The sequence below is a fragment of the Planktothrix sp. FACHB-1355 genome (assembly GCF_014748295.1).
GTDB classification, from domain to species: domain Bacteria; phylum Cyanobacteriota; class Cyanobacteriia; order Cyanobacteriales; family Aerosakkonemataceae; genus Aerosakkonema; species Aerosakkonema funiforme_A.
Genome location: NZ_JACJUP010000350.1, coordinates 1 through 5,726 on the forward strand (window position 1 = coordinate 1; position 5,726 = coordinate 5,726).

At 42.6% G+C, this 5,726-nt stretch carries 2 protein-coding genes and 1 pseudogene; all 3 read left to right on the plus strand.

Annotated elements, in window-relative coordinates; all coding sequences use genetic code 11:
• Nucleotides 1-17 precede the first annotated feature (17 nt).
• Nucleotides 18-614 (plus strand): annotated as a pseudogene (locus H6S82_RS15570) (AAA-like domain-containing protein); the annotation flags it as partial.
• A 184-nt stretch (nucleotides 615-798) separates the two neighbouring features.
• Entirely contained in the window at nucleotides 799-3,651 is a 2,853-nt protein-coding gene (locus tag H6S82_RS15575) for an AAA-like domain-containing protein (RefSeq protein WP_190462587.1), read from the plus strand.
• Nucleotides 3,652-3,731: 80 nt separating this feature from the next.
• On the plus strand, nucleotides 3,732-5,726 hold a 1,995-nt coding region (locus H6S82_RS15580; RefSeq protein ID WP_191056393.1), incomplete at its 3' end, for an AAA-like domain-containing protein.

Below are 5,726 nucleotides of genomic sequence, written 5' to 3' on the forward strand. Positions count from 1 at the left end.
CGATCTAAGCCGATTACGTGTTCCAACATCCCGAAATTGCCTCAGACTTTTTCGGACTGTTGCGAGCGTGGCACGAAGATGCGAAAAACCGCGATATTTGGAAAAAGCTGCGTTTGGTAGTCGTACACTCGACAGAAGTTTACATTCCCCTGAGTATCAACCAATCGCCGTTTAATGTGGGTTTGCCGATCGAGTTGCCAGAGTTTACGCCGCAGCAGGTATACGATTTGACAAGATGGCACGATCTGGATTGGGATACTAATCAAGTGGAGAAATTGATGGCAATGGTAGGCGGACATCCCTATCTCGTGCGATTGGCTCTCTATCATATTCGCCGACAGGATATGACGCTGAAGGAGTTGCTGCAAATATCTCCGACAGAAGCTGGAATGTACGGAGATCATTTGCGACGCCACTTGTGGAATTTGCAACAGCATCCAGATCTGGCAACAGCGATGGCACAGGTGGTTGCAGGGAATACGCCGGTGCGGTTAGAGTCGCTACAAGCGTTTAAGTTACACAGTATGGGTTTAGTACATTTGCAAGGTAATGAGGTGACGCCTCGGTGCGATTTGTATAGGTTTTATTTTCGCGATCGCTTAGAAATCGGCTAAAGTTTTGCCTTTGTTAAGGGCGACTGTTGGGGTCGCCGGTATTTGAGTTTTTTGTGGAAGCTATTGTTTATTTTTGAACATTTTTGAATGCTTTATATAGCTTCCATCGACTCTAAGATAAAGTAAGCTGCTTGTGAGATGGGGAAAATGCGATCGCTTGACAAACTTGATATCAAACTTATCTATGACAACCCTAGAAACCTCTGCCTTCAACTATCAAGTCGGAGGAAGTCTACCTGCTGATGCTTCTACTTACGTGCAGAGGCAGGCAGATACAGATTTCTACGAGGGATTGAAGGCGGGCGAATTTTGTTATGTTCTCAACTCTCGGCAAATGGGCAAGTCTAGCTTGCGGGTACAAACTATGCGCCGATTGCAACAGGAGGGTGTCGCCTGTGCGGCGATCGACTTGACGAAGATCGGTTCCCAAAATCTGACGCCGGATCAGTGGTATGCTGGTGTGGTTCGCAGTTTGACGATCGGTTTCAATATTGCGGACAAGATTAATTTGCGTACTTGGTGGCGCGATCGCGATTTACTTTCCCCCGTGCAACGATTCAGCGAATTTATCGAGCAGGCGTTGCTAATAGAAATTAGCCAAAATATTGTCATTTTTATAGATGAAATCGATTGCGTTCTGAGCTTAAATTTTAGAGTAGATGATTTTTTTGCAGCGATTCGGGCTTGTTATAACAATCGCGCTGACTACCCGGAATACAAGCGCCTTACTTTCGCTTTAATTGGTGTAGCGACTCCTTCAGAATTAATTCAAGACAAAAATCGCACTCCTTTTAACATCGGTCGAGCAATTCAACTTAGTGGTTTTCATCTGCATGAAAGCCTTCCCTTAGCGCCAGGATTGGCGGAAAAAACGAACAATCCCCAAGTGGTGTTAAAAGAGATATTGGATTGGACGGGGGGTAAACCTTTTCTCACCCAAAAACTTTGCAAACTTGTACTTCAGGAAATTTCTTTTATTCCTCCCGGTGCGGAAAGGTTATGCCTGGAAAAGCTGGTGCGATCGCGAGTTATTGAAAATTGGGAAGCACAGGACGAACCGGAGCATTTACGGACAATCAGCGATCGCCTGGTGCGAGGGAGTTCCGATCCGAGTCGGCTACTGACACTATATCAACAAATCTTACTGAATGAAGAAATCCCGGCTGACGATACTCCCGCACAAATGGAATTGCGCCTCAGCGGATTGGTAGTCAAGCAACCAGGAAAAAAATATTCTCAGTCTGTACTGAGAGTTTATAGTCGCATTTACGCAGAAATTTTTAATTTAAGCTGGGTTGAAACACAACTAGGTAATTTGCGTCCTTATAAACTGGCGTTGACATCTTGGTTAGCCTCAAATTGTCAGGATGAAACGCTTTTATTAACTGGAGAAGAATTACACAAAGGTTTAACTTGGGCGGCAGATAAAAAATTAAACGAACTGGATAATCAGTTTTTGAGTGCCAGTAAGGAAAAGGCTTCGGGAGTAAAAGAAAGTATACAAAACCTGGCCAAAATTACCAATGTTTTAGAAGCGCAAACTCTCCCTCTCTTAAAGCGAGACGAGAAGAAGAGAGAGTCAGAAGATACAACGAATATCCAATCCCAAATCACCCATCAGCAATCGCTTATCAGCCATCAACAATGGGTCAATAAAGATAACCGAGAACCGAAAACCGATCGCCCATCGCTAACTGCGAAATCTATTGCTTCTGCTCCACTTCCCCTGATTCTAACTAACCCGACGTCCCCTAAAATACCATCGCCCAAACTTTCTTACGAGCGCAGGACAGTCGGAGACGAACAAATTATATACGATCACTTACTTTATTGCGTCCAAAAGGAATCGCCAAGTGAATTGATCGAGCGGTTCCACAAATTATTTATCGATGGTGTAGGGTACCCCGACCCGGAGATTGAAGCTGCTTTATACAGAATTATCGCTATTTTATCCAACGAAATAGAGTTTAAAAATCTGCTTTGTCGTTGTTGTTATATTTTGATCAACCGCTGGCAAATGCAACCTCAGAAGCACGCTGCGATCGCCGAGATAGTGGCTTTATTTAAAAATGCTTTGCCCCGCTTTCAAGGAGTAGCTTCTCGTTCTCGCATAGTCATGCGTTTGCGACAGCTAGTAAGTCAGTTCCGAGAAAGTAACGAGTATTTGGCTATGCAACGTTTGGTAAAAGTTGTCGAACCAATACGCGAGGCAGAGCGCAAAGAAGACAATCCATCTTTGGGTAGATTAATTCATCGATATCCTTACTTATTTTCACATAATTTACTTGTGCAAAATAGCTCGATCGAGCATCAGCAAACAATTCGGGAAATTCAAACTCAAAAACAGCGACAATTTGAAGTTAATTTATCTCAATACGTACCTTATTTAATGAGACGAACGGAAATAGCTTCTCATCCTGTTAAAGATGTGCAAATTATACAACCAGTGCCAAACCCAACCTTGTTGAGCGATCGCGAACTATTCTTAGCCCTAAAAAAGTTTGGTGGCAAAGTGGAAGGCTCTTACAGTTATCGCGATTTAGCTGGAATCTTCCTGAATCATCATAAACAAACGAAATCTTACCAAGCTTTCAAAGCAGATTTATACGAATACTTAATTGCTTCTATACAGGCAGAATATGGAAATCGTCAATTCAATCAGCGGTTGTATAAGTGGCTAAAAAACACCTTTTCAGAAAATGATTCTCAGAAATTGAACGAGTTTTTACTTGTTCGCACTTGCAGCCAATTATTCAACTTTCTAGTTGTGGAAAGTCCGCAGCAACCCAATCATTATGTTTTTATAGATTTAATTTCTAACCTCGGTACGATCGAAACAACAAGCTTGTTGCTCAAAATTGTGCTGCTTTCCCGTAAAGTCAGGCCCGATTTAGAAAAGCGCTTTTCCATTTTATTCAATCATTACGAATCTCAGACTTTAAATGATATTATGTGGTTTGTAAAGTCATTGGAAAATTTAAATGTAGCTTTGGTTGTTAATTTTGGTACTGTAGATCTATCCTGGCATCAAGCATAATATTTGGTTGACATATATGGATTAAAAGTGCTAAGAATGGAGATTTGAATAATTATTTGCTAAACGCAGAACCAAACTTAATGTCTCAGTATCAAGTTGGCGGAAGTTTGCCTCCTGACTTTCCCACCTACGTGAGGCGAAAGGCAGATGAAGATTTATACAACGGTTTGAAGTCTGGGCAATTTTGTTACGTGCTGAATTGCCGACAAATGGGTAAGTCTAGCTTGCGAGTGCAAACTATGAAACGGCTGCAAGCAGATGGAATTGCTTGTGCTGCGATCGATCTCAACAAAATTGGCAGTCAGCATATTACGCCAGATCAATGGTATGCAAGCCTTATTCGTAACTTGGTCAGTAGTTTTAACCTCGGCGATAAATTTAATTTAAGAAATTGGTGGCCGGCTCGCGATCATCTTTCTTGCGTGCAACGTTTCAGCGAGTTTACCGAAGAGGTTTTGCTAACAGAAATATCAGCAAATATTGTCATTTTTGTGGATGAAATTGATAGTGTTTTGGGTTTAAACTTTACTATAGATGATTTTTTTGCGTTTATTAGAGCTTGCTATAACAAACGTGCCGACAAACCAGAATACAAACGCCTTTCTTTTGCTTTGTTGGGAGTAGCAACACCAAGCGATTTGATTGCCGATAAGAATCGGACGCCCTTTAATATTGGTCGAGCGATAGAATTAAAAGGCTTTCAGCTTCACGAAGCGCGATCGTTAGCGATAGGTTTATCAGGAAAAGTGAGCGATACTACCACTGTACTGAAAGAGATTTTAGCGTGGACGGGTGGACAACCGTTTCTCACACAAAAAGTTTGCCAACTGATTTTAACCGATACCTCATCTCCCAACTCTTTGTTGGCAAAGCATCCAGAGAGAGAAGCCGAGTCGATTGAAGATTTGGTGCGATCGCGAATCATCGAGAATTGGGAAAACCAAGATGAACCAGAACATTTGAGAACAATATCCGATCGCATTTTTAAGAATGGGCAGCGCACAGCGAGGCTGCTGGGGCTGTATCACCAAATTTTACAACAGGGAGAACTAATCGTCGATGACAGTTTCGAGCAAATGGAGTTGCGCTTGTCGGGTTTGGTAGTAGAGCAACAAGGAAATTTAAAAGTTTATAACCGTATTTATGAATGTGTTTTCAATCAAAATTGGGTCGAAAAAGAACTAGAAAATCTCAGACCTTATTCAGAAGGATTAACAGCTTGGTTAGCTTCAGATTGTCAAGATCGATCGCGCTTGTTGCACGGACAGGCTTTGCAAGATGCACTGGCGTGGGCAGCAGGTAAAAGTTTGAGCGATCGCGATTATCAATTCTTAGCTGCCAGTCAAGAATTAGACAAATTGCAAGTTCAAATTGCGCTGGATATACAGATAGAAGCTAATCGGATACTAGCGGAAGCAGAACAGAAAGCAAGGCGAACAATTCGCAAAGGTTTGGCGGGATTAGCTGTAATCTCAATTTTGTGGATCGCTGTAGTAATGTGGGCTAGCACAAACATAAAACAAACACAGGAAGACTTGAACCAAGCACAGGAAAACTTGAACCAAGCACAGAAAAGCTTAAATATAGAGCAGAAATCGGTTACCGCTCTGGGAAAATTCTTGATCGATCGTCAAGAAATAGAAGCCTTACTCTTAGGTATGGAGGCTGGACAAGGATTGAAAGAAATGGTGAAAGACCACCGAGGTATGAAAAACTATCCAGTCACCAGTCCTTTGTGGGTTTTACAAACGATTTTGGACAATATCCGCGAGCGAACTCAGTTCATCGGTCATCGCGGTCGAGTCTACAGCGTCAGTTTCAGCCCTAATGGTAAACTCTTAGCTACCGTAGGAGAAGACGGCACCGCTCGACTTTGGAATCTTTCTGGCAAACAACTGGCTAAATTAACAGGTCATCAGGGTAAAGTCAGAGGAGTGAGTTTCAGTCCGGACGGACAGCGCCTCATCAGCGCCGGAGAAGATGGCACCGTCCGACTTTGGAACCTTTCTGGCAAACAACTGGCTAAATTAACAGGTCATCAGGGTAAAGTCACGAGCATAAATTTGAGTCCGAAC

Excerpts from the sequence above, each read along its gene's own strand:
- H6S82_RS15575 (WP_190462587.1), top strand. The coding sequence starts at position 799 with ATGACAACCCTAGAAACCTCTGCCTTCAACTATCAAGTCGGAGGAAGT.